Here is a 21371-nt window from a genome sequence, read left to right on the forward strand (position 1 = left end):
GACGACAGGCATCGGCAATCCGATTGCGCGAAATCGTGCAGAAACCCGCCGCCTTAGCCCGGCGGGAACAGGACCAATGTCTGCAGCGCCGTCCCGACTGGCCCCTGCGTATCAAACAGCACCGACTGCGACATGCCGATGCCAGAGGGTTGCCAATGCGAGATCGACTCTGAAGCCAGCCAATCCGAAACAGGCTCTCTGTGTATTTGCACCGTTAGATCCGTGTTCATGAACCCCATCTCGGTCGTGGGCGCGTTCCACGAGATACCATTGCCGCAATCAGCCAGCGGACAAAGGGCCTGAATAGGCGACGGCTCTTCTCCGTCCAGCAATGGAGGCGTGCGCATCCAGACGGTTTTGGGCCCCGCCCCCTGATTGCCGCCTGCGGGATAACCGATTTGGGAATGATGGGCGAAGCCCGGCAGATCATGCCGCATTTCACCAATTGGGAACGGCCCGTCGACCATATCCTCAACCCGCGGCGCGGGTAGGTCGACATTGGGCACTGACCCCAGATCTTTGCGTATCATGTGCATCGTGGTGGCCGTGGCGCAAAGCGTGTCATCAAGGTCATGTACCGTAACCCACGTGGTCGCCAGCGTCTTGGTATGGCGCGTGGTCTCGGCGGCAACCCTCAGGCCCGCCAAAGGCAGCGGACGCAGCAGATCGACCGTCAGCCGGGTCAGCATCTTGTCAGGGCCCACTTCGGTTTCTGCCGCCCGCACGACCAGACCGCTGACAGGCCCCGCGTGGCAGTGATCCGCAGACCACGGCCCGCGCGCGGGATCATTGCCGACAAACACACCCTGCGCATTCTGATGGAAATACGCTTGCCCCAACACATCCAATGCCATCGTGGTTCTGTTGCCTCAGACTTTCTCTTGCGTATATTTCTTCAATTCGGCGCGCGCGACCTGACGGCGATGCACTGCGTCCGGACCGTCCGCCAGACGCAGGGTACGCACATGAGTCCAGGCATTCGCCAACGGTGTATCCTGACTGATCCCCTGTGCGCCGAACATCTGCACGGCCTCGTCGATCACCTTCAACGCCACTTTAGGTGCCACAACCTTGATCTGACTGATCCATGGGGCCGCTGCACGCGCATCACCCTGATCCATGTACCACGCCGCCTTCAGACAGAGCAGACGCGCCATCTCGATCTCCATCCGGCATTCGGCAATGATGTCGTAGTTTGCGCCCAATTGCGCCAGCTTCTTTCCGAACGCCTCGCGCTGCAGCGCGCGCTTGCACATCTGTTCCAGCGCCGCCTCAGCCTGACCGATGGCGCGCATGCAATGATGAATACGGCCCGGCCCCAACCGGCCTTGGGCGATCTCGAACCCGCGCCCCTCACCCAGCAGTATGTTTTCAGCCAGCACCCGGACATTCGTGAACCGTATGTGCATATGCCCATGGGGGGCGTCGTCGTGACCGTAAACCTCCATCGGGCGCAGCACCTCTATCCCCGGAGCATCCGCTGGAACCACGATCATCGACTGGCGCTGATGCTTAGGCAGATCGTCTCCGCCCGTTTTGACCATGACGATATAGACTTTGCAGCGCGGATCACCCGCCCCGGAAGACCACCATTTCTCGCCATTCAGAACGTAGTCCTCCCCGTCCCGTACGCAGGACATCGAGATATTGGTGGCATCTGATGAGGCCACATCAGGCTCGGTCATCAGATAGGCAGACCGAATCTGCCCGTCGAGCAACGGCTTCAGCCACTGTTCTTTCATTGCGTCGGACCCGTAGCGTTCAAAAACCTCCATGTTCCCGGTGTCCGGGGCCGAGCAGTTGAACACCTCGGCTCCCAATGGAGTCTTGCCCATCTCCTCGGCAAAATAAGCATATTCAACCGTGCTGAGACCAAAACCCTTATCACTGTCGGTCAACCAGAAGTTCCACAGGCCCGCCGCCTTGGCCTTGGCCTTGAGCCCTTCGAGTATCTCAGACTGGCGCTCGGTATATTGCCAGCGATCACCTTTATTGATCTCGGCTTGGTATTCCCCCTCCAGCGGCATGACCTCCTCACGGATCATGTCGGCAACACGCTGCAGCAGGGCGCGGTTTTCCTCGCGCAGTCCGAATGTCATGGTCATGAAAAATCCTCCGTCCGGTGGCGCGCCGGCCTTTACCTTTGCCAAGAGGATGGCTTAGCTGCTGGGGCGCTGTCCAGTTGAGTGACGGCACGTCACTTGGACAAAATGAATGAAGGAGCGGCGCAAATGGCGTTGTTGGTGGATACAGGCCTTTCGGGCTGGCTGAGCAACGAAGAAATCGCGCGCGAAATCCAGAAGCACGATCCGGAGACGGATGTACGCACCCCCGAAACCATGGGGAACGCAGATGAGATCACGATGATCGCAGTCTCGGTCTTGAAAGCGGACCTCCCCCAACGGCTGCCCAATCTGAAACTGGTGCAAAAGCTCGGGGCGGGAGTTGAGACGATCGTCGGCCATCCCAGCCTGCCCGATCATGTCCGCGTGACGCGCCTGAAGCCCGACGCTCCGGCACAGGGTATCGCCGAGTGGTTTCTGGCCTATATTCTGCGTGCCCAGCGCCATATGGCGCAATACGAAGCCGCGCAGGCGCGCGCTGAATGGGCTCCGCAAGCTCCGATCTTTACGCCAGATACCGTGGTCGGCGTTTTGGGGCTGGGACATATCGGCGGACGAACCGCCGATATGCTGCGCGCCGTGGGGTTTCAGGTGATGGGGTGGAGCCGCTCACCCAAACAGTTCGAAGGTGTCACATGCCTGCATGGCGATGACGCCCTGCCTGAACTGCTAGGCCAATGCGATCATGTCTGCGCCATTCTGCCGTCGACGCCCGCAACGGTGAATCTGTTCGACGCGCGTATGCTGGCCACTATGAAGCCCGGCAGTCACCTGTTGAACGCGGGTCGCGGAGATCTGATTGACGAGGCAGCGTTGATCAGCGCCTTGGATCAGGGCACGCCCGCCCACGCGGTTCTAGATGTCACACGACAAGAGCCGCTGCCCGCGGAAAGCCCTCTCTGGCAGCATCCGGGCGTGACGATTACACCTCACGTCTCGGGTTGGCATCTGGGCGATGCGCTGTCGGATGTGGCCGAGAATTTCCGCAGGCTGCAATCCGGCACGGCACTTCTGCACGAGGTCGACCGGCAGTTGGGTTACTGAAGCTTACGGCGCCAGCAACCAGTTGCCATCTGCGCTCTTGCACCGACGGGTTCTGATGTCGCGCGTATTGCCAGTGCCCTCGGGTTGGACAACATGCTGCAGAACCACGCAGTTGCCTTGTACGCTTTGAATGCGAACCGTCCCGTTTGAACCTGTGTCTTCGTTGACCCAAGCCCTCTCTGCTCCGACTGAAGGCGTGCCCGCGTTCAGCAACCCGTTCGATGTGGCGCTCACCACTTCGAAATCGGCGGGGCTCAACCCCATTTCGGCGATGATCCGTGAAATTGATTTGGCCTGCACGGCTCCGCCTGCGGCGAAGGCCAATGCGGCAGCCAATACAACAGAAATTCGGGCTTTCATGAGCGTCTCTCTGAGCTGAAATACATTTGCTCTCAAGGATATACCGCCAAGCGACCGCGGCCAAGCCCCAGCCTGCCACCTTCAAATTATCCCGAACAAACCTATCGCAAGGCAGCCGCTAGGATGCGTGCGGCATTCAGCAGATAGTGACGCAAGACGCAGCAGAGGCTTTCGATGACACATCCACAGTATTACGCGCCCACCGGCGGGCATCCGGGGCAAGAGCAACTTCTGACCGATCGCGCCATGTTTACTGATGCTTATGCGGTGATCCCCAAAGGCACTATGCGCGACATCGTCACCAGCTTTCTGCCATTTTGGGAAGGAACGCGCCTTTGGGTCCTGTCCCGCCCGCTCAGCGGGTTTGCCGAGACCTTCTCGCAATACATCATGGAAGTTCAGCCCAATGGCGGCAGCGATCAGCCCGAAACCGATCCGAACGCACAAGGGGTGATCTTTGTGGTTGAAGGGCGCGTGACACTGACGCTCGGCGGATCAACGCATGAACTGGATACCGGCGGCTACGCTTATATCCCGCCCGGCAGCGATTGGACGCTGCGCAACTTGTCCGAGACGGTTGCCCGCTTCCATTGGGTACGCAAAGCCTATCAGGCAGTGCCCGGCCTGCCCGCCCCTGACCCGATCATCACCAACGAGCGCGACATCGCACCTACACCGATGCCCGGAACCGAGGGGCGTTGGGCCACCACCCGCTTTGCCGACCCCGAAGACCTGCGCCACGACATGCATGTCAACATCGTCACCTTTGAGCCCGGCGGCGTGATTCCCTTTGCCGAAACCCACGTGATGGAACACGGGCTTTATGTGCTTGAAGGCAAGGCCGTCTACCGGTTGAATCAGGATTGGGTTGAGGTTGAGGCCGGCGATTACATGTGGCTGCGCGCCTTCTGCCCGCAAGCGTGTTACGCTGGCGGTCCGGGCCGGTTCCGCTATCTGCTCTATAAGGACGTAAACCGCCACATGCCGCTTTCGATGCCTGCCCGCTGATCCGCGATTGACCGCCTCATGGTCAAATTGCCGTACAGGGGTTCCCAGAATCGCTGGAATCTGATGAAATCACATGAGTTTTCAGCACTGGAGATAGTTCGATGTTACTGCGCGGAACGATGATTGCATTGGCGGCCACCCTTGGTCTTACGGCATTTAACGCGGCTCCGGTCGTGGCCAAGGAAGAAACCAAGTCCGTCTTCGTCATGAGCCGCACCTGGGCGGTTACGCAGGTCGCGGACGCGCCGGTGGTCTATCGCGCAACGCGCGACAACAACAATCTGAACCCGTTCGGCCCTCCACCTCGTTTGCGCACGATCCAGGCGATTGCCGCCATTCAGCAGGCAACGGGCTGTAAGGTTATTGTTTCCAGCATGTATCAGAACATCTCTGGCCAGTTCTTCTCGCAGGTCAGCTGCAGCTGAAAATTGGTACAATCCAATCATTGAGGTCGCATAATCCGCCTGCCATAGCTTGGCCATGAGAATAGCGATCAATGGATTCGGCCGCATTGGCCGCACGCTTCTGCGTCAGGTCCTCAGCCTGCCGCAGTATTCGGATATTGAGCTGGTGTTGATCAACGACATCGCGCCGATCGAGACCTGCGCTTATCTGTTTCAATACGACAGCACCTTCGGACCCTACCCCGGCTCCGTCACACATCAGGACGCCACGCTGATCGTCGATGGGCGCGCCATTCCCATGTCGCATAGCACCGATCTGGCGCGCGTAGATCTGTCCGGCGTAGACGTCATGCTGGATTGCACCGGCATCGCACGGACCTCTGATGTCGCCAGTCGAGGGCTGAGCGCGGGTGCTGGCAAAGTCTTGATTTCCGGCCCCTCTCCCGCCGCCGAAGTGACGGTGGTTCTGGGTGCGAACGAGGATCAGCTTGGTAACGCGCGGATCGTGTCCAATGCCTCGTGCACCACAAACGGCCTCGCACCGCTGGTCAAACTGCTTGATACGCTGGGCGGGTTGGTCTCGGCCCATATGACCACGATCCACTGCTATACCAACAGCCAGCCCATGGTCGATGCCCCGCGCGGCGACCTTGCGCGATCCCGCGCAGGCGCGCTGTCGATGGTCCCGACGACCTCCAGTGCCACGCATCTGATCGATGTGGTCCTGCCCCATCTGGCCGGTCGCATCTCGGGTGCCGCGGTTCGGGTTCCCACTGCCAGCGTCTCGGCCGTTGATCTCGTGGCAACGCTCGAACGCGGCATGACCGCCAAGCAGTTCAACGACGCGCTGCGAGACGCGGTTGCTGCGACCGATGTTCTTGGCTGGACGGATCATCCCCTCGTTTCATCCGACCTGCGCGCGCGCGCCGAATCCCTGATCCTCGCAGGTCCCGAAACCCGTCAGATCGGAGAGCATCAGGTCCGCGTGTTCGGGTGGTACGACAATGAATGGGGATTCTCGGCGCGGATGCTGGATGTGGCCTGCCTGATGACCAGCGCCTGACCGCAGCGGGTGGGCTTGCCCGCGCGCTGCCCGGCCCAACCGGTCTTGGGGCATCTTCGATGCACCCCGACCGGGCGGGAGCATCCCGGCTCAGCCTTGGGCCACGTCGTAAGGTGTCTCGAACCAGAACTCTTCCAGATTGTCACCATCACCGATCCGGTCCACCACCGCAAACAGGCCCGGACCATGCAGCGGCGTCAGCACACCATGCCAGACACCGCGGTGATAGTTCACCGCCTGCCCCGGCTGCGTGACAAAGGCCCGAGGACGCCCCGGTCGTCCGCCCGCATCCGGGGCGACAATCACCAGAAACGGTTGATGCGTCATCGGGATAAAGGCCTGACTACCCTTTGGATGCCGCTCAACCATCTCCAGCCGATAGGGCAGCGCTCGCGGGTTGGCATTAAACAAACTGAGGCCCGCGCGCCCCTCGGCAAAATCCAACGATGCCCGGTCATGATACCGCCCGCATTGCCCTTGATTGATGATCTTGTCCGGCTCCCCCGCCACTTCAATGAGGTCCCCAAAGGGTGCAAATTCCTCAACCGAGATCGGCTCAACCACGATGCGCGTCATGAGGGCAACAGGTCTTGCAGGCGGAACTCGGCGATACGTTCGACCTGACGGCAGGCTTCGGCAAACTCCGTGCCCCGATCCTGATCAATCCGCCGTTCAAAGGCCTGCAGGATCGAGGCCTTGTCATGATCCCGCACCGCAATGATGAACGGAAACCCAAACCTTCCGGTGTAGCGCTGGTTCAGTTCGGTAAAGCGCGCACGCTCGGCATCCGTCAACGCATCCAGCCCTGCCGAGGCCTGCTCGGATGTGCTCTCCTGTGTCAGCCGTTTGGCCTGCGCCAGCTTGCCTGCAAGATCCGGATGGGCGGTTAGCACGCCTAAGCGCTCCGCCTCGGAAGCTGAACGAAACATCCGCGCCAACACATTATGCAGCCCGCCAGCCGTATCGTGCGCTGGTCCCAACTCCAGATCATAGGCCCGTTCGGCGATCCATGCCGAATGCTCAAAGATACCCCCAAAAGCGGTTACAAACGCGGCACGATCCATCTGCGACGGTTTGGGGTGCTGCACGGGTGGATGCGTCTCGGCCCAGTGTTCGGCAATTTGCAGCCGCGTGGCAAACCAGACATCCGTGAAACTGTGCGCATAATCCAGAAAACGTTTCAGCGCCACGACCCGTCCGGGGCGTCCGATCAGGCGGCAGTGCAAACCAATCGAGAGCATCTTCGGCGCACCGGCCTCACCCTCTTCATAAAGAGCATCAAAGCTGTCCTTGAGATAGGAGTAGAACTGTTCGCCCGCGTTGAACCCCTGCGGCGTGGCAAAGCGCATGTCGTTGCAATCCAGCGTGTAGGGCACAATCAATTGATCACGCCCACCTGTCTGCATCCAGTACGGCAAATCATCGGCATAAGTGTCTGCGACATAAGCGAAGCCGCCCTCTTCCGCCACCAGACGGACCGTATTGTCGGAACAGCGCCCGGTGTACCAACCGCGCGGCCGTTCTCCGACCACTTCGGTGTGCAGACGGATGGCCTCAGCGATCTGTGCCCGCTCGTCTTCTTCGAGCATATCTTTATGTTCGACCCATTTCAGCCCATGGCTGGCGATCTCCCACCCGGCGGATTTCATTGCGGCGACCTGATCGGGCGAACGCGCCAGAGCTGTCGCGACGCCATAAACGGTAATCGGTAGGTCCTGCATCAACCGATGCAACCGCCAGAACCCGGCGCGTGCACCGTATTCATAGATCGATTCCATATTCCAATGCCGCTGCCCCGGCCATTGCGCGGCACCCACAATCTCGGACAGAAAGGCCTCGGACGCGGCATCGCCGTGCAGCACACAATTCTCGCCGCCTTCTTCATAATTCAGCACAATCTGCACCGCCAGCTTTGCTCCGCCCGGCCATTTGGCATCCGGCGGGGTGGCTCCGTATCCGATCATGTCCCTTGGGTATCGAGGCGGCTGCATGGTCTATTCCAGTTTCATTTTCTGTTCCCAACAGCCATAGCCCAGAAAGTCTTGCGGGATTATCAAATCAATCCGAACGCTGTTTCCGGTTCTTTCGGCATTTCCACTGTTTGGAACTTTGCGCCAGACTGTGGCAAACCGAAAGACAAATCATAGGAGAAGGCGAGTGGCAGGCTATCTGACGACCCATGTTCTTGATACGGCGCGCGGCTGTCCGGCTGAGGGACTGCGCATTACGCTCTATCGGATTTCCGGCGAAGAGCGCCACAAACTCGCCGAGACAGAAACGAACGAGGACGGACGCACCAACAGCCCGATCCTGCCACAGGATGTGTTCGAAACCGGCACCTACGAGTTAATCTTCTTTGCCGGGGACTACTTGCGTGCAACCAGTCAGGATGGCGATGATCCGCTGTTTCTGGATCAGGTGCCAATCCGCTTCGGTATGTCCGACCCCGACGCACATTACCATGTGCCGCTGCTGTTATCGCCTTACGGCTACTCCACCTATCGCGGCAGCTAATCCCAAACACTCCCGCCCGTCGGACGCCCCCTTGCGGGGTCGCCTCCCGTTGGGCGAGGCAGCGCGCCATGCTGGCGCGCTGCGGCTTCGCACGTGTCCGCACGTACGCGCGTCAATTCAAAGCGCAACTGCGCCGCGGCTTTGCCGTGGCGCCCGGCCCAACGCTGTGCGGTGCCGGAACGGCACAAACAGGGGCGGGAGCATTCCTAGGATGAATATTCCGCAGCACGGACCACCTTGCCGATCCGTTCGATCATGAAGTCCATAAAAAGGCGGGCCTTGGGGTCTTGATGGCGCCGATGGGTATAAAGGCACGCCATCTGAACCGAGACTGGCGGCGTCTCGGCAGCTACTGGCACCAGACTACCCGCTTTCAGGTGGTCTGATACTTCAAACACTGGTTTCATGGCGATGCCCTGTCCAGACAGCGCCCAATCAGTCAGGACGTCTCCGTCATCGCATTCAAAACGCCCGGACACTGCAAACCGCTTCGGACCGTCAGGCGTTTCCAGCATCCACTGAAATTCTGTCGCGCCGGGAAAGCGAAGATTCAGGCATTCATGCTTATCTGCGATCAAATCGGCACCGGTCGCTGGCATGCCTCGTCGTGCAACATATTCGGGGGCCGCGCAGAGCACGCGCTGGCAATCGGCGATCTTACGAATGCGCAAGGTGCTATCCTCGGGCTGACCAATGAAAAAAGCCAGATCCAGCCCCTCGGTCGTCAGATCAACCGATCGGTCCGTCAATCGCAAGCGGACATCGATCTCCGGGTATTCCGACAGAAAATCAGGCACATAGGGTGCCAACAACCGTCGCCCTACACCCAAAGGCGCGGCAACGAACAGCGAACCGCGTGGCGCTTCGGTCAGATGGGTAACCTGCGCCTCGGCCTCGTCCACCGCATCCAGCACCGCCACGGCACCGGGGTAAAAAGCCTTGCCCTGCTCGGTCGGAGACAGGTTGCGCGTTGTGCGCTGAAACAGGCGCACGCCGAGATGATCTTCCAACTGAGAAATTCGCGCCGAGGTCACAGCTGGCGAAATCCGTAGGTCACGCCCAGCGGCAGACATGCTACCCAGATCGTAAACTCTGACGAAGGTGCGAATATTGTCGAGATAGGACATCTTATCGTTTTTTTTGATACAGTTTGACAATATACGGGAATACCGAAGAAAAGCCCGTTTGCCTAGTGTGGCGGTAACTTATCGGAGATCTAATCGATGTACGACTTCGCCGTTTTCTGGGATTGGATGGGTTTTGGTGTGCGCTGGCTGCATGTCATCACCGCCATCGCCTGGATCGGATCATCCTTTTACTTCATTGCGCTGGACCTTGGTCTGAACCGTAACATCCCCGGCCCGGCGGATGGCGAAGAATGGCAGGTACATGGCGGCGGCTTCTATCACATCCAGAAGTACCTAGTGGCCCCGGAACGGATGCCAGAGCATCTGACGTGGTTCAAATGGGAAAGCTATGCGACCTGGCTCAGCGGTGCGGCGCTGTTGATGATCGTCTATTGGATGGGTGGAGAGCTCTATCTGATCGACGCCCAAAAGGCCGATCTGGCGTTGTGGCAAGGTATTCTGATCTCGGCTGCGTCACTGACTATTGGTTGGCTGGTCTATGATTTCCTTTGCAAATCCGGGCTGGGTGAGCGACCGACGCTGCTGATGGTTCTGCTGTTCGTCCTGCTGGTTGCCATGGGCTGGGGGTATAACCAGATTTTCACCGGTCGCGCGATGATGCTGCATCTGGGCGCGTTCACTGCGACGATCATGACCGCCAACGTGTTCTTTATCATCATGCCAAACCAGCGCATCGTGGTGGATGATCTCAAGAATGGCCGCACGCCGGATCCGAAATACGGTAAGATCGCCAAACTGCGTTCGACCCATAACAACTATCTGACCCTGCCAGTCGTGTTCCTGATGCTGTCGAACCATTATCCGCTGGCCTTTGCGACGGAATATAACTGGATCATCGCTGCGCTGGTTTTCCTGATGGGGGTCACCATCCGGCATTACTTCAACACCCGCCACGCCCGCGCCGGAAATCCCACCTGGACCTGGGCCGTCACCGCGCTGCTGTTCATCGCCATCATGTGGCTGTCGACCGCGCCGATGCACCAAACTCTGGAAGAGGCCGAGGCCGCAACGCTCACACCCTATGAACAGAAATTTGCTGCTGCGGACGGGTTTGAAGAGGCGCATGACGTTGTGCTGGGCCGCTGCTCGATGTGCCACGCGCGCGAACCGGTTTGGGAAGGCATCCTATGGGCCCCGAAAGGCGTTCTGCTGGAAACCGAGGCGGACATTGCCAGAAATGCACAACAGATCTATCTGCAATCGGGCGTGACCCATGCCATGCCTCCGGCCAATGTGACCTATATGGAACCCGAGGACCGCGAAGCGATCATTCGCTGGTTCCGCAACGCCGATCTATAAGCCATTAATCCTGTGGTTCTGGCGTTTAGTGCTTCCCCTGCGCGCCTTCAGATGCTCTAACAAGAACTCAACAAGCTGCGGTAATGTATTTCGCGGCTGTAGTGATTTCGACTTGGGGCAGTTGGAGCCATAGAATGACAGGGAGCAGACCGCGCAGCGCTCTGAAAAGCTGGTTTTTTAGTACGCTTGTAGCCCTGTCCCCCACCCTTGCTTCTGCGCTGGAAACAACGTTGTCCGCACCAGGCGCATCGAAAGCTCTTGTTGAACGACTGGAGGAGACGTCTTCGGTCTTCAACGCAGACTCACGAGATCTGGATACCTCGCTTGAGATTCTATCGGCGGCACTATCGGATTATCGCACCATCGTGCAGATCATGTATGACGAAGGATATTTCAGTCCTGTGGTCAGCATCAAACTGGACGGGCAAGAAGCAACCAAGATCAACTCGCTGAACGTGCCGACGCAATTTGGCCGCGCCACGATATCCGTTCAATCTGGACCGAAATTCAAGTTCGGCACAGCGGTCGTGCAACCTCTGGCCCCCGAAACGGTTCTGCCCGAGGATTTTTCGACCGGCAAACTGGCAACGACCGGCGCTATTCAGCAGGCGGCCTCGGCGGGGGTTCAAGGCTGGCGCGATGCAGGCCATGCCAAAGCAGAAGTTGCAGATCAGAAAGTGATTGCCCGTCATGCGCAGGCCCGGCTGGATGCAACAATTGATCTGGATCCGGGGCGGCGTCTGACATTCGGCAAGATGATCATTCAGGGCGATACGCGAGTCCGGCACAAATCGATCAGAGATATCGCAGGTTTCCCATCGGGTGAGGTGTATTCTCCGCAACAGGTGCAAAAGGTGGGGACCCGGCTGCGCCGCACAGGCACGTTCAGCACTGTATCGATACAGGAACGCGAGACACCAAACCCCGATGGCACCCTGGATTTCGATGCCACATTCGAAGACCTGCCGCCGCGCCGGTTGACCTTCGGGGCTGAGATCGCCTCGCGCGATGGGGTCGATGTGACAGCCACATGGACCCATCGCAACGTGTTTCGCCGGGCCGAGCGTCTGCGGTTCGAGGCCGCCATCCGCAATATCGGCGGGGCCGAGGATATCGACGGACGTATTGGCCTGCGTCTGGATCAGCCCGACCGGCTGGGCCCCGACGACAATACCTTCTGGAGCGCACTGCTGGAGCGTCGCAATACCGAGAACTACAACGTCTCGGTCGCTTCGCTTGCCTATGGTGCGCGACGCACGTTCTCGGACCGGCTCTATGCCGAAGCATCAGCTGGCTTCCAATGGTCGGATGCGGATGACGCCTATGGGGATGGACGAAAGTTCAGGTATTTCATCATCCCGTTCCGGTCGGAATGGGATGAGCGCGACAGCAAGGTCAGCGCTACGCGCGGCTATTATCTGGATTCGCAGATCATGCCATTTGTCGGCTTTTCGGGCTCGGACTCGGGCCTGCGAATGTTCTTTGACGGGCGCGCCTATAATGATCTGGGCACAGGTGGGCGATTGGTGCTGGCCGGGCGTGTCCAGCTGGGCTCGGTTCTGGGGCCGCCTGCCGATGGCGTGACCCCGGACTTCCTGTTCTTCTCGGGTGGTGCGGGGACCGTACGCGGGCAACCGTTTGAAAGCCTCGGCATCCCCATCGGCGATGAAGTCGCGGGCGGCAGATCCTTTCTGGGTCTGTCTGCCGAGGTACGGGGACGCGTGACCGACGCCATCTCTCTGGTCGGATTTTATGACTATGGCGTTGTCGACACTTCATCCTTCGTGGGTAACGGGTCACAGGAACACTCTGGCGCGGGGATTGGCATCCGCTATGATCTGGGTGGTTTTGGTCCCCTGCGTTTTGACCTTGCAGTACCGGTTCAGGGCGATACCGGCAGCGGGCTGCAATTCTACCTCGGGATCGGACAGGCCTTTTGATGCGTCGTGTGACATATCCCCTGCTGCTCTGCTCGGTGGCTTTCACTGTGCCTGCCCCTGTGGCCGCGCAGGACGAAGGTGGCAGCATGATCGAACGCTTCCTGCAGGACACCCTGTCCGGCGACGATCAGAATGTCCGCGTGATCGGGTTGCAAGGCGCGCTGAGTTCGCGCGCGACCATCCAGGAGATCACGGTTGCCGATGATCAAGGCGTCTGGCTGACCATCAAAAATGCCGAGTTGGACTGGAACCGGCTGGGGCTGCTGCGGGGCCGTTTTTCAGTCAATGCGCTGACAGCGCAAGAGATTGACATCGCGCGCGCGCCTGGAACGACGACCAAGGATGCGCCCCCTCCCTCTGCCGAAACACAGCCGTTCCAATTGCCCGAACTGCCCGTCTCGATAGAGATCGGAGAGCTTCGTATCGATGATCTGTCGCTGGGTGAACCGCTGATCGGTGTTGCCGCCGAATTGCAGGTCAACGGGAACCTTTCGCTGGCCGATGGTGCCCTGGATACTACGCTCGACATCGACCGGCTGGACCGAGCAGGTGACACTATCGATCTGACTGCCGGGTTCGATAACTCAAGCCGCCAGATAGACCTTGACCTGACCGTTGCCGAGGCATCGGGCGGGTTGATTGCCACCGCGCTAGGAGTTCCCGACACGCCGCCAATCGAGTTGACCGCGAAAGGGTCAGGCCCTGTCAGTGACTTCACCGCTGATATCGGTCTCAGCAGCGATCAGCAGTTGCGGGTCACCGGACAGGTTCGGCTGCGTAGCGCTGTCGAGGGCGGCACGGCGGCGGACGGCATCGCCTTCACTGCCGATCTGGGCGGCGATCTGACCCCGTTTCTGGCCGAAGAGATGGACACATTCTTTGGCACCGATACCAAGCTGTTCGTGGATGGGCGGACACATCCGGACGGCGCGCTGGATATCTCGGATATCGAAATCACGTCGCAGGCACTGGAATTGAAAAGCCAGCTCAGCCTTGGGGCAGGAGGCACACTGGAACTGGCCGCGTTGCAAGGCCGGATAACGCCGCCGGAAGGAGACAGTGTCGTGCTGCCGATCAGTGGTGGCGACACCTCAATCGGAGCGGCACAGATCTCGGCCCTGTTTAACGCCGAGAACGGCAACCTCTGGGATTTGAGCCTGACCACGAACGCGGTCACAACGCCTAATCTGAAACTGGACGATGCTCGGATCTCTGGCCAAGGCACGCTGGATCAGACCGACGGGCTGTCGGTCGAGGGCGATCTGCAGGCGGCCCTGAACGGTATCGACCTCGCCGATCCGGCGCTCAACAAAGCCGTTGGGGATCAGGTCACACTGGACGGACAATTTGACTACGGCAGCGATCAGTCCCTGCAGCTTTCCGGGTTCGAGCTGGTAGGCAGCGACTATACGCTCGGCGCAGATGCGTTGATCAGCGGGCTTGCAACAGGATTGCAGGTCGACGGCGCTGCAACGCTGCAGGCCGCCGATCTGTCACGGTTTTCCGATCTGGCACAGCTTCAGCTGGGTGGCGAGGCTTCGGTTCGGGTGCAGGGCAAGGGCTCACCGCTCGAACGCAGCTTTGACGGCACGGTGGTCGTCAACGGACGTGATCTGTCGACAGGTCGTGATGATATCGATCCGGTGATCACGGGCGAGACCGAGATCACACTGGATGCCAAGCGTGGGTCCGATGGCGTCACCATCCGAGCGTTCAGCATCGACGGCGACGCACTGACCGCTCAGGCTAGCGGCACTGTCACAACACCTGATGGCAATGTCACTATCGACGGTCAGGCCAGCGTAAATGCGCCTGATCTTTCGGTCTTCTCTGGTCTGGCCAAACGCGAATTGGCCGGAACTGTTCAGGCACGGCTGGACGGCAAAGGTACCGTTCAGACGCTTGAGTTTGACGGCCAGGCCAGCGTGATCGGCACCGATATCCAGACCGGGATGAGCGATATCGATCCCTTGCTAACGGGCCGCATCACGATCAGCTTAGATGGTGCGCGTTCGGGGGACCAGATCGTCATTCGCGATGCCACAGTGAACGGCAAAGCTCTGACAGCGCAGGTCTCAGCAACGATTGACGACCCCACGGGAGACTTCGCTGTAGATGGCTCAGCCAAGGTAGATGTGCCTGATCTGTCACTGTTTTCCGGCCTCGCGGGGCGTGAATTGGCTGGATCGGTCAATGCCGACCTCTCAGGAAAGGGTGCTCAAGGATCCAGGACCTTCGACGTGAAAGGCAACGTAACGGCCGATGACATCGGCACCGGGATGGATGTGGTTGACAACCTTGTTCAGGGTCGGACCACGCTCAACGTGGATGCCGTGAATGACGATCAAGGGCTGAACATTCGCACCTTCCGCCTGAATGGCACAGCGCTGACCGCAAACGCCTCGGGTCAACTGGATCGCTCGGCTGGCGGCTTGACCTTTTCAGCAGCGCTGGACGATATGGCCCGTCTCTCGCCCACCCTGTCGGGTCCGTTGCGGTTAGAAGGTAATGTTGCCCCCACGGCGTCTGGGCTGGAAGGGACCGCGCGGCTTTTGGGGCCAGAGAGTTCATATGCCAGCCTGTCGGGAGATTTCGATACCAATGGCTCGGCCGATCTGGATTTTGATGCCCGACTCAATCGGATTGAACGGTTTGCACCGGATTTCCCCGGCACCATCTCTGCGACGGGCAAGGCCCAACGCGATGCGGGCAAATGGGTTATCGATGCCAGGGCAGAAGGTCCGGCACAGATCAACAGCACGGTCACCGGCACGTTTGATGAAACCAGCGGTACCGCCGATCTGAAAATGCGGGGCGGCGTCAATATTGGCATCGCCAATACCTTTATCACCCCGAACAGTTTGCAGGGCACTGCGCAATTCGACCTCGCCCTGAACGGAGCGCCATCGCTTGGCGCGCTCAGTGGAACGATCTCAACATCGGGCACATCAATGGCGCTGCCGGAAGTTGGTCAGACAATCACCGGTATCAGCGGCGCAGTCACGCTCGGGCAGAGCCGTGCCGCAATCGACCTGCAAGGCGGCGTGCGCGCCGGAGGCGGCTTTACGGTCAGAGGCCCGGTCGACCTGACGCCACCGTTCAACGCGCAGATCACCACGGCAATCAACAATCTGGTTCTGACCGACAAGCTGCTGTTCGAAACCACGCTGAACGGCCAGATTGCGATGACAGGGGCACTAGCGGGCAACAGCTCGGTCGCCGGACAGATCAATTTCGGCGAGACAAACATCAACCTTGCCGCGGCGTCCGGCGCGGTTGGTGCCGCCCCGATCCCGTCAATCGAACATCTCAACGAAAGCCAGGCTAGCTTCGTTACCCGAGAGCGCGCCAATCTGGTAGAACGCGAGGATGCTGAAAAGAGCAACTCCCGCATCGCGCTGGATATCGCTCTGCTCGCCCCGAAGGCGGTCTTTGTGCGGGGCCGTGGCGTTAACGCGGAACTGGGCGGGCGCATTCAGATCGGCGGCACGACGACAGCGGTCGTTCCCTCCGGTCAGATCGAGCTGATCCGGGGCAACATCGACATACTGGGCCGCCGTCTGGCATTAACCAAGGGTGTGGTCACGCTGCAGGGTGACCTGACGCCCTATATCGAATTCGAATCCTCAACCAGCACATCCGATGGCACCGCGACCATCGAGATAGAAGGTCCGTTGGATGCACCAGAAATCGATGTATTCTCGGACCCTGAACGTCCCACTGAAGAGGCGTTGGCGATGCTGCTGTTCGGCAACCGTTTCTCAGAGCTTTCGCCGTTCGTGATTGCGCAGATGGCGGCCTCTCTGGCACAACTCAGCGGCGCGGGCGGGGATGCCACCAAAGGCGTGCGCGATGCAACCGGGGTAGATACGATCGATATTGGCGCGACCGAAGGCGGCGCCGGTCGTCTGGGCGCCGGTGCCTATCTCAGCGATAACCTTTATACCGATTTCACCGTCAACACCGAGGGTGATACCGAAGTGAATCTGAATCTGGATGTCACCGACAGCTTCACGGTTCGGGGCACAGTAGACGGGCGTGGCGAGACCGGACTGGGTATCTTTTTCGAACGCGACTACTAGGAAAAAAGGGAGTTACCCTATGGGCAACCCCCTCCTTGGCTTCGAAACGGCTCAGAAATTGAAGCGAACACCAAAATCGGCAAGCACCTGGCCGTCACCTTCACGGCCAACTTTTTCGCGCCCAACAGCGCCGCGCAGCGAGGCACCACCACCCAGATCATGGATAATACCAACGCCATACTGCTGCGTATCGCCTTCGGCAGAACCATCGCCATATGCCGCAGTCAAAGTGGTCGCTGCGCCAATGTTATAGGCCAGTGACAGACCATAGGTCGTACCATCAGTTTCTTCGCCAAAATCATTGTCAGGCGTATCACCGTCACGACCGACAAGCAGGGTGCCGCTGAAATCGCCAAAATCGGCACCCAAAGCCAGAACGACAAGGTTCTGGCTGCTCTCTCCGTTTACACCATCGGTCTTACCGTAGATCAGCGTGGCTGAAATGTTGTCTATGGCGTAAATACCGCTGACATCCCAACGATCTGCACCTTCTTCGCTATCGGAATCATAGGACCCGGTGAAGGAAAAATCATCAATATGGTACTGGAAGAATACGGCGTTCGAACCTGCTCCGGTCGATGAATATTCAAGGAACTCATAATCGACCCCCGAATACTGACCCAAAAATTCTTCCAGACCCGGCTCATTCCCGAAATAGAGGTCCGAGTTGTCAAAGGAGCCTGCAACGTTGCCAGCATCAATGCGCAGGCCGCCATAGATGACAGAGAACCGCGCGCCGTTCAGCCCGGCCTGATTAGCCTCACCAGTGCTGCTGCTTTCGTCCGCCTGAAGACGAACTCGTGCCGAGAATCTGATGCCTGTGTCGGTTTCCGCATCCCCATCGAGATTCAGGCGGAAGCGCGAAACCAAAATGGTGTCGTCAACATTTTCATCAGCTGAGCGATCTTCCTGATAGCCGATACCAAAGCGGGCAAAACCACTGAACTTTACGTCAGCCACGGCGACGTTTGCGGTCGCAAACAGCGCCGCAGAAGCGAAGAGAACATGTTTCATGTCGTGTTCCGTAATTTGAATGAATGAGCTTGCTGCAAAAGCTGGCACGGGTCCTCATCGGTCAAAACCGATTGACCTGCAATACGCCCGGATCATTTCTGGAAAGACCGCACGATACCTGCTCCTCTGGATCGGAGGAGTCCGACGAAGATCAACCCACAAAAAAGTTGGCAATCAGGTCGCAAGACGGGTCCAAAAACCCGACCGCAGAACAGTTTTAACACTTTGAATAGATTTAGTAATTACTTTAGGGTTCGCACGATATCACTTATCAAATCCCATTCTTTCGATTGCGTCATAATCGCAAAATACCTTTTGTTTCTCAGCCTTCGACGCGGCCTGAAAGTCACAGATTTCGGCATAACATTATCGTGTGTCTTACCAACCATTGAAACGTTACATTGAGTGATTAATGGCCCGTTTTTTCCGATGAACCCGTCCGTTCTCATGAGCGATTGCACTGGGCAATCGAACGTCGGCAGCCAGCAAATTCAACATCTTTATCGCGGGTTTCGATGGTGAAACAAAAAAAGGGCGGCCTTGTTCAGAGCCGCCCCAAAATTATGTCAAATCCCTGCTTCCGCTATTCCGCGGCGATGGCGTCTTCGATCTTTTCAATCCGGACTGCCGAGAACTTGAACTCGGGGATCTTGCCATAAGGATCGATGGCCGAGTTGGTCAGGATATTCGCCGCCGCCTCGACATATGCAAACGGGATGAACACCATATCCTCGGCAATCGCCCGGTCCGCGCGCACCATGATCTCAATCGAACCGCGACGGGTAGTCAGGCGGATCGTTTCACCCGGCTCAATCCCCATCAGTTTGAGCGTGCGCGGGTTCATCGAGCAGTTCGCCTCGGGTTCCACCGCGTCTAGAACGGTTGCACGTCGAGTCATCGAACCTGTGTGCCAATGCTCCAGCTGACGTCCGGTGGTGGCGATCATCGGATAGTCTTCATCCGGGGCCTCATCCGGCGGGATGATGCTGGCCGGTGTGAATCTGGCCTTACCATCCGCGCGGGGGAACCCGTCGCCAAACACGATGGATTGCCCTGGATCGGTTTCGCTGAGAGACGGGTATGTGATCGTCTCGCTCTCAAGCCGTTCCCAGGTGATGTTGTTCAGCGACTCCATGGTCAGCTTCATCTCGGCAAAGACCTGAGACACATCGGTGTAATCCCAGTTCAATCCGATGCGCTGCGCCAGCTCGACGGTGATCCGCCAATCCTCGCGCGCCTCACCCGGAGGTGCGACGGCCGGGCGCACACGCTGGACCTGACGGTTGGTGTTCGATACGGTGCCGTTCTTCTCATACAACGCCGAGGCGGGCAGGATGATGTCGGCATAGTTCGCCGTTTCCGTCAGGAAGATATCCTGCACGATCATCAGCTCCAGCTTGGCCAGAGCCTCGCGCGCGTGGCCCACATCAGGGTCGGACATCGCCGGGTTTTCACCCATGACGTACATGCCCTTGATGTTGCCTGCATAGGCCTGGTCGATGATCTCGGTAACGGTCAGTCCCTTCTCGTTCGAGAAATCGTCCGAGCCCCAGACATCCGTAAACTGCGCCCGGATGCTGTCGTCCGTGACCGTTTTGTAATCCGGCAGGAACATCGGGATCAGGCCCGCGTCTGACGCACCTTGCACGTTATTCTGACCACGCAGCGGGTGCAGACCCGCACCGGGTTTGCCGACGTTACCGGTCATCAACGCAAGGCTGATCAGGCAGCGCGAGTTATCCGTGCCATGAATATGCTGGCTGACGCCCATACCCCAGAAAATCAGACCAGCCTTGGCCTGCGCAAAGGTGCGCGCAACACGGCGCAGCTGATCCGGTTCGATACCGCAGATCGGCGCCATCGCCTCGGGCGTGAACTGGCGCAGGTGCTCTTTCTCTGCCTCCCAGTTTTCGGTCCAGCGATGGATATACTGGCTGTCATACAGCTCCTCTTCGACGATCACATTCATGATCGCGTTGAGCATCGAGACATCCGCTCCCGGGCGGAATTGCAGCATTTCATCTGCAAACTTGCGCATCCCAACACCGCGCGGGTCCATAACGATCAGCTTGCCGCCGCGTTTGGTGAACTGCTTGAAGTAGGTGGCCGCAACGGGGTGGTTTTCAATCGGGTTGGCCCCGATGATGATCGCCACATCCGCGTTTTCGATCTCGTTGAAAGTCGCGGTCACGGCACCCGATCCAACGTTCTCGATCAGAGCCGCCACAGACGACGCGTGGCACAGACGGGTGCAGTGGTCGACATTGTTGTGTTTGAAGCCCTGACGGATGAACTTCTGGAACAGATAGGCCTCTTCGTTGGTACACTTGGCCGAGCCAAAGCCTGCAACGTTGCGCGGATCTTCGTCGCGCAGGGCTTTCAGCTTGGAGGCGGCCAGATCCATCGCCTCTTCCCATGTCGCTTCGCGGAAATGGGTCGACAGGTTCGATGGGTCGACGTTCAGTCCCTTTTCAGGCGCGTCTTCGCGCCGGATCAGTGGTTTGGTCAGACGGTGCGGGTGGTGGATATAGTCAAAGCCGAAGCGACCTTTGACGCAGAGGCGGCCTTCGTTGGCGGGACCGTTGATGCCCTCGACATATTTGACTTTACCGTCTTTGACCTTCAGCGAGACCTTGCAGCCAACCCCGCAGAACGGGCAGACGCTTTCGGTCTCGGAATCGTAGTCTTTGCTGTCGCCCTGTTGCTGGTCATCCAACACCGTAGCGGGCATCAGCGCTCCTGTCGGACAGGCCTGAACGCATTCACCACAGGCCACGCAGGTCGAGGCGCCCATCGGATCGTTCTGGTCGAACACCACCTGCGCAGTGTGACCGCGACCGGCCATACCGATTACGTCATTCACCTGCACGTCACGGCAGGCGCGGACGCAGAGGTTGCAGTTGATGCAGGCATCCAGATTGACACGCATCGCAACGTGGCTGTCATCCAGAAGCGGGATTTTCTCGGCCTCTTTCGCCGGGAAACGGCTTTCACTGACATCGTTCAGCTTGGCCATGTCCCAGAAGTGGCTGGAGGTGTCGTGCGCTTCCTCGGGCTGGTCAGCAACCAGCAGTTCCATGACCATGGCGCGCGATTTTTCGGCGCGGTCGGTGTCGGTCTTAACGACCATCCCCTCGGCCGCAGGCCGGATGCACGAGGCGACCAGAGTACGTTCACCTTCCACCTCGACCATACAGGCGCGGCAGTTGCCGTCGGGTTTATAGCCCGGTTGCGGCTTGTGACACAGGTGCGGGATGGTGAATCCCTGCCCTTTGGCGGCTTCCCAGATGGTCCAGCCTTCGGGCACGGTGACATCTTCGCCGTTCAGGTTGAAGGTGACGGTCTTGGTTGGGCTTGCATCTAGCATGGCTC

At 59.0% G+C, this 21371-nt stretch carries 16 protein-coding genes; 8 read left to right on the forward strand and 8 right to left on the reverse strand.

Translation table 11 applies throughout. The annotated features are described in order from the left end of the window. Positions 1–53: 53 nt before the first annotated feature. Together ACR0IV_RS08335 and ACR0IV_RS08340 are read right to left on the reverse strand one after the other, a co-directional pair. Positions 54–854: a thioesterase family protein gene (locus ACR0IV_RS08335; protein ID WP_480657069.1), complete on the reverse strand. Its 801-nt coding sequence runs from the start codon at positions 852–854 to the stop codon at positions 54–56. Between the two features lie 15 nt (positions 855–869). Then, positions 870–2105, reverse strand: a complete 1236-nt coding sequence (locus ACR0IV_RS08340) for an acyl-CoA dehydrogenase family protein (RefSeq protein ID WP_480657067.1) — start codon at positions 2103–2105, stop codon at positions 870–872. Between the two features lie 126 nt (positions 2106–2231). Between ACR0IV_RS08340 and ACR0IV_RS08345 the strand changes: the two genes are divergently transcribed. Then, on the forward strand, positions 2232–3167 hold the full coding sequence (locus ACR0IV_RS08345) for a 2-hydroxyacid dehydrogenase (RefSeq protein WP_480657066.1): 936 nt from the start codon (positions 2232–2234) through the stop codon (positions 3165–3167). A 3-nt stretch (positions 3168–3170) separates the two neighbouring features. On the opposite strand, the gene ACR0IV_RS08350 is transcribed toward ACR0IV_RS08345, so the two are convergent. Beyond that, entirely contained in the window at positions 3171–3527 is a 357-nt protein-coding gene (locus tag ACR0IV_RS08350; protein ID WP_480469101.1) for a hypothetical protein, read from the reverse strand. Positions 3528–3701: 174 nt separating this feature from the next. Here ACR0IV_RS08350 and ACR0IV_RS08355 point away from each other — a divergent pair, with 174 nt between their 5' ends. From ACR0IV_RS08355 to ACR0IV_RS08365, 3 genes are all read left to right on the forward strand, one after another. Further along, positions 3702–4535 carry a bifunctional allantoicase/(S)-ureidoglycine aminohydrolase gene (locus tag ACR0IV_RS08355; RefSeq protein WP_480469100.1) on the forward strand — a complete coding sequence of 278 codons (834 nt, stop codon included), beginning with the start codon at positions 3702–3704 and terminating at the stop codon, positions 4533–4535. A 101-nt stretch (positions 4536–4636) separates the two neighbouring features. Beyond that, complete coding sequence (locus ACR0IV_RS08360; RefSeq protein WP_480657065.1) at positions 4637–4960, forward strand: hypothetical protein; 324 nt, start codon at positions 4637–4639, stop codon at positions 4958–4960. A gap of 55 nt (positions 4961–5015) precedes the next feature. Beyond that, entirely contained in the window at positions 5016–6002 is a 987-nt protein-coding gene (locus tag ACR0IV_RS08365; RefSeq protein ID WP_480657064.1) for a type I glyceraldehyde-3-phosphate dehydrogenase, read from the forward strand. Positions 6003–6092: 90 nt separating this feature from the next. Here ACR0IV_RS08365 and ACR0IV_RS08370 read toward each other — a convergent pair whose 3' ends face one another. After that, entirely contained in the window at positions 6093–6578 is a 486-nt protein-coding gene (locus ACR0IV_RS08370) for an ureidoglycolate lyase (RefSeq protein ID WP_480657063.1), read from the reverse strand. Next, positions 6575–7993: an allantoinase PuuE gene (puuE, locus tag ACR0IV_RS08375; RefSeq protein ID WP_480657062.1), complete on the reverse strand. Its 1419-nt coding sequence runs from the start codon at positions 7991–7993 to the stop codon at positions 6575–6577. The genes ACR0IV_RS08370 and puuE overlap by 4 nt, the downstream gene beginning before the upstream one ends. A 166-nt stretch (positions 7994–8159) precedes the next feature. On the opposite strand from puuE, the gene uraH reads away from it, so the two are divergent. After that, positions 8160–8516, forward strand: coding sequence for a hydroxyisourate hydrolase (gene uraH, locus ACR0IV_RS08380; protein ID WP_480657061.1), 357 nt, complete (start codon positions 8160–8162; stop codon positions 8514–8516). Between the two features lie 206 nt (positions 8517–8722). On the opposite strand, the gene ACR0IV_RS08385 is transcribed toward uraH, so the two are convergent. After that, complete coding sequence (locus tag ACR0IV_RS08385; RefSeq protein ID WP_480657060.1) at positions 8723–9643, reverse strand: LysR family transcriptional regulator; 921 nt, start codon at positions 9641–9643, stop codon at positions 8723–8725. A 96-nt stretch (positions 9644–9739) separates the two neighbouring features. On the opposite strand from ACR0IV_RS08385, the gene ACR0IV_RS08390 reads away from it, so the two are divergent. The 3 genes from ACR0IV_RS08390 to ACR0IV_RS08400 all read left to right on the forward strand — a co-directional run bounded on the left by ACR0IV_RS08390 (position 9740) and on the right by ACR0IV_RS08400 (position 16985). Further along, positions 9740–10963 carry a urate hydroxylase PuuD gene (locus ACR0IV_RS08390; RefSeq protein ID WP_480657059.1) on the forward strand — a complete coding sequence of 408 codons (1224 nt, stop codon included), beginning with the start codon at positions 9740–9742 and terminating at the stop codon, positions 10961–10963. Positions 10964–11097: 134 nt separating this feature from the next. Continuing rightward, positions 11098–12903 carry an autotransporter assembly complex protein TamA gene (locus ACR0IV_RS08395; RefSeq protein ID WP_480657058.1) on the forward strand — a complete coding sequence of 602 codons (1806 nt, stop codon included), beginning with the start codon at positions 11098–11100 and terminating at the stop codon, positions 12901–12903. Continuing rightward, positions 12903–16985, forward strand: coding sequence for a translocation/assembly module TamB domain-containing protein (locus ACR0IV_RS08400; RefSeq protein WP_480657057.1), 4083 nt, complete (start codon positions 12903–12905; stop codon positions 16983–16985). Before ACR0IV_RS08395 ends, ACR0IV_RS08400 begins: the two co-directional genes overlap by 1 nt. Before the next feature lie 51 nt (positions 16986–17036). Here the strand turns inward: ACR0IV_RS08400 and ACR0IV_RS08405 are convergent, their stop codons facing one another. Both ACR0IV_RS08405 and fdhF read right to left on the reverse strand, forming a co-directional pair. Beyond that, complete coding sequence (locus ACR0IV_RS08405) at positions 17037–17999, reverse strand: porin (RefSeq protein WP_480657056.1); 963 nt, start codon at positions 17997–17999, stop codon at positions 17037–17039. A 583-nt stretch (positions 18000–18582) separates the two neighbouring features. Next, positions 18583–21366, reverse strand: coding sequence for a formate dehydrogenase subunit alpha (gene fdhF, locus ACR0IV_RS08410; RefSeq protein WP_480657055.1), 2784 nt, complete (start codon positions 21364–21366; stop codon positions 18583–18585). Positions 21367–21371 lie beyond the last annotated feature (5 nt).

The sequence above is a fragment of the Ruegeria sp. C2 genome (assembly GCF_056537765.1).